Here is a 4,130-nt window from a genome sequence, read left to right as displayed (position 1 = left end):
GCGGCGGCGGGCGTGGCCGGTGTGATCAAGATGGTGTTGGCGATGCGGCACGGAGTGTTGCCGAAGACCCTGCACGTGGATGCGCCGTCGTCGCACGTTGACTGGTCGGCCGGCGCGGTGGAGCTGGTGACCGAGAACCGGCCATGGGCCGAGTCGGATCGAGTGCGCCGCGTCGGCGTCTCCTCCTTCGGGGTGAGCGGTACCAACGCCCACGTCATCTTGGAACAGGCGCCTGCTGAGACTCGTGTTGAGGACGGGCAGCGACCCACTGTCACCCCGTCCGTGGGCGGTGCGGCGGCGCTGGTGCCGTGGGTGCTGTCTGCCGGATCCGAGGTGGCCCTGCGGGCGCAGGCCCGCCGCCTTGGTGCCCATGTGCTGGACCGTTCCGAACTGTCCCCGCTGGATGTGGGTTTCTCGCTGGCGACGACCCGGGCCGGGCTGGATCACCGCGCGGCTGTGGTCGGTGCCGACCGGGATGCGCTGTTGGCCGGTCTGGCGGCGTTGGCGGAGGGCGAGCCTGCGGCGGGCGTGGTGCGGGGCGAGGCGTCGTCGGCGGGCGACGGCCGCGTTGGATTCCTGTTCTCGGGTCAGGGTGCGCAACGTCTTGGTATGGGTCGGGAGTTGTATGCCCGTTTCCCGGTGTTTGCTGAGGCTTTTGATGCGGTGGTGGGTGAGCTGGAGCGGGCGTTGGATGCTCCCCTGCGCCAGGTGGTGTGGGGTGAGGATGAGGCTGAGCTGAATCGGACTGTGTATGCGCAGACGGGGTTGTTTGCGGTTGAGGTGGCGCTGTTTCGGTTGTTGGAGTCCTTCGGTGTCGTTCCTGATGTGTTGATTGGGCATTCGGTTGGTGAGTTGGCGGCGGCGCATGTGGCGGGGGTGCTCTCGCTGGCGGATGCCTGCACGTTGGTGGCGGCGCGTGGTCGGTTGATGCAGGCGTTGCCCGAGGGCGGGGCGATGCTCGCCGTCCAGGCTCGCGAGGACGAGATCGCCGGCCTGTTGGGTGAGTCGGTGTCGTTGGCGGCGGTCAATGGGCCGGGGTCTGTGGTGGTCTCCGGTGATGAGGATGCCGTCGAGGCCGTGCGGGAGTGGGCGGAGGCGAACGGTCGGAAGTCGAGCCGGTTGCGCGTCTCGCATGCGTTCCACTCCCACCGCATGGACGGCATGCTGGCCGAATTTGCCACGGTTGCAGAGCAGTTGACGTACGAGGTGCCGCGGATTGCGGTGATCTCGACGTTGACGGGTGTGGCCGCTTCCGGGGATGAGGTGTGCTCGGCGGCGTACTGGGTGCGGCAGGTGCGGGAAGCGGTGCGGTTCGCGGACGCGGTGCGTGCGGCCGTCGATGCCGGAGTGACGCGGTTCGTTGAGGTTGGCCCGGACAGTGTTCTCACGGCCTTGGCCGCCGGAGCGGTCGGCAACGGCGAGACGGGGGATGCCGTCTGCGTGGCAACGCAGCGTGCGGACCGGGAGGGCGTGAACGCGCTGATCACCGCCCTCGGCCAGCTCTACGCGCACGGTGGCGCGGTCGACCTCACGCCGCTGCTTGCGGGTGGTTGCCGGGTTGAGTTGCCGACGTATGCCTTCCAGCGGCAGCGGTTCTGGGTGGAGGTGGCATCGCCGGCGGTCTCTGTTGGGGCTGATCTGGTTGAGGGTGAGTTTTGGTCTGCGGTGGAGCAGGGCGATGTGGAGGGGTTGGCGGGGACGCTGGCGTTGGTTGATGGTGAGGCGTTGCGGGCGGTGGTGCCGGCGTTGTCTGCGTGGCGTCGGCAGCGTCGTGAGCGGTCGGTGGTGGATGACTGGCGTTATCGGTTCTCGTGGGCGGCGGTGAGTCTGTCGGAGGAGGGTCGGCTGTCGGGGCGTTGGCTGCTGCTGACTGGCGAGGGCGGGGACGAGTACGTTGATGTGGCGGGGGAGTTGGGGGCGCGTGGGGCGGAGGTCTGTCGTCTGGTGGTGTCGTCTGCGACGGACCGTGCCGGGCTTGCTGAGCTGGTCCGTTCCGGCGGGGAAACCGCGACGGTGTCCGGAGTGCTGGTCGCTCTTGGGGCCGTTCAGACGGCGGTTGCCGTGCAGGCGCTGTCCGATGCGGACGTCGCGGCGCCTGTGTGGGGGCTGACTCGGGGGGCGGTTTCGGCCACTCCTTCCGATGCGGTCATCGATCCGGATGCGGCGATGGTGTGGGGTCTGGGTCGTGTGGTGGCGTTGGAGTTGCCGGATCGGTGGGGTGGTCTGGTTGATGTGCCGGCTGTGGTGGATGAGCGGGCGGGGCGTCGGCTGGCTGGCGTTCTGTCGCAGGGTGTCGAGGACCAGGTGGCCGTCCGGCCCTCGGGTGTTTTCGGTCGACGGCTGGTGCGTTCCGGCCAGGTGGCGGGGGAGGAGTGGTCGGTCGCCGGCGGCACGGTGCTGGTCACCGGTGGTACCGGGGCGTTGGGTGCGCTGGTGGCCCGTTGGGTCGTCGAGCGGGGCGCGCGTCGGGTCGTTCTGCTGAGTCGGCGGGGCGAGGACGCTCCTGGCGCATCCGAGTTGCGGGAGGAACTGGAGGCAGCCGACGCCGAGGTGCGCATCGCGGCGTGCGATGTTGCCGATCGTGCCGCGCTGGCCGGGGTGTTGGCCGACGAGGAGCTCTCCGCGGTCTTCCACACCGCCGGTGTGTTGGACGACGGCGTGGTGGACGGACTGACCCCGGAGCGCTTCGCGCGGGTCTTCGCGCCCAAGGCCGATGCGGCTCGCCACCTGGATGAGCTCACCCGCGACCACCCCGTCACCACCTTCGTCCTCTTCTCCTCCATCTCGGGCTCGCTCGGCGCCGCGGGGCAGGCGAACTACGCCGCTGCCAACGCCTACTTGGACGCGCTCGCGGAACGCCGCATCCGACAGGGGCTGCCTGCGACCTCGCTCGCGTGGGGCGCGTGGGGTCAGGCAGGTATGGCAGCCGCCGACGCGGTGGAGAACCGCATGGCACGCGGCGGCGTTGGCGCCATGGACCCCGAGCTTGCCCTCCGGGCGCTCGGATTGTTGGCAACTGCCGGTGGCTGCTTCGCAGTTGCCGATCTCGACTGGGAACGGTATGCGCCCGCGTTCACCGCGGCGCGCCCGAGCTCGCTGGTCACCGGTGTCCCGGAGGCCGCTGAGGCGCTGAAGAGCGGGGACGCCGGAACCGCGCCGGGGTCCTCGGCCGGCGGCGAGGGGACACTCGCCGCACGGCTTACCGGCCTGTCGGCTGCGCAGGCACGGGCGATGGTGCTGGACCTGGTCCGGTCCCGTGCCGCGGCGGTGTTGGGTCATGCGTCGTCGGAGGCTGTTGCGCCGGGTCGGGCGTTTCGGGATCTTGGTTTTGATTCGTTGACTGCGGTGGAGTTTCGGAATGTGTTGTCGGTGGCGACGGGGTTGTCGTTGCCGTCGACGGTGGTGTTTGACTATCCGAATGCGGGGGCGTTGGCCGAGTTTGTGTGTGGTCAGGTGTGGGGTTCCGGCGTTGAGGGTGTTGTAGAGGCCGGGCCTGGCGGTGTGTTGGCCGTCGAGGATGAGCCGATCGCCATCGTCGGCATGTCCTGTCGGTTCCCGGGTGGGGTGTCGTCGCCGGATGAGTTGTGGGATCTGCTGGTCTCGGGCGGGGATGCCATCGGGCCGTTCCCCGTCGATCGTGGCTGGAACTTCGAGTCGCTGTTCGGGAGCAGCGCGGGAGCTGGCGCGTCGCGGACGAGCTATGTCCAGGAGGGGGGATTCGTTCGCGGAGTGGGGGATTTCGACGCGGAGTTGTTCGGGATTTCGCCGCGTGAGGCGGTGGCGATGGACCCGCAGCAGCGACTGCTGTTGGAGACGTCCTGGGAGGCCGTCGAACGGGCCGGTATCGACCCGATCTCGCTCCGGGGGGCCCGGGTCGGCGTCTTCGCGGGCACCAACGGCCAGGACTACGCGACGTTGATGTCGCGGGCTCCGAAGGAGACCGAGGGGTATTTGGCGACTGGCAACACGGCCAGCGTCTTGTCGGGGCGGGTGTCGTACGCCCTTGGCTTCGAGGGACCGGCGATGACGGTGGATACGGCGTGTTCGTCGTCGTTGGTGGCGATGCACCTTGCTGCGCAGGCGTTGCGTGGTGGTGAGTGTGCGTTGGCGTTGGCCGGTGGTGTGACGGT

At 69.2% G+C, this 4,130-nt stretch carries 1 protein-coding gene; it reads left to right on the top strand.

Going from position 1 to position 4,130, the window contains the following annotated elements:
• Window positions 1-12: 12 nt before the first annotated feature.
• The coding region (locus ACIQU6_RS43895) for an SDR family NAD(P)-dependent oxidoreductase (RefSeq protein ID WP_403488209.1) at window positions 13-4,130 on the top strand (4,118 nt) is incomplete at its 3' end.

This window comes from Streptomyces sp. NPDC090442, assembly GCF_044769405.1.
Lineage (GTDB): Bacteria > Actinomycetota > Actinomycetes > Streptomycetales > Streptomycetaceae > Streptomyces.
Note: the sequence above shows the minus strand (reverse complement) of the source record. Positions and strands in the feature narration are given on the sequence as shown.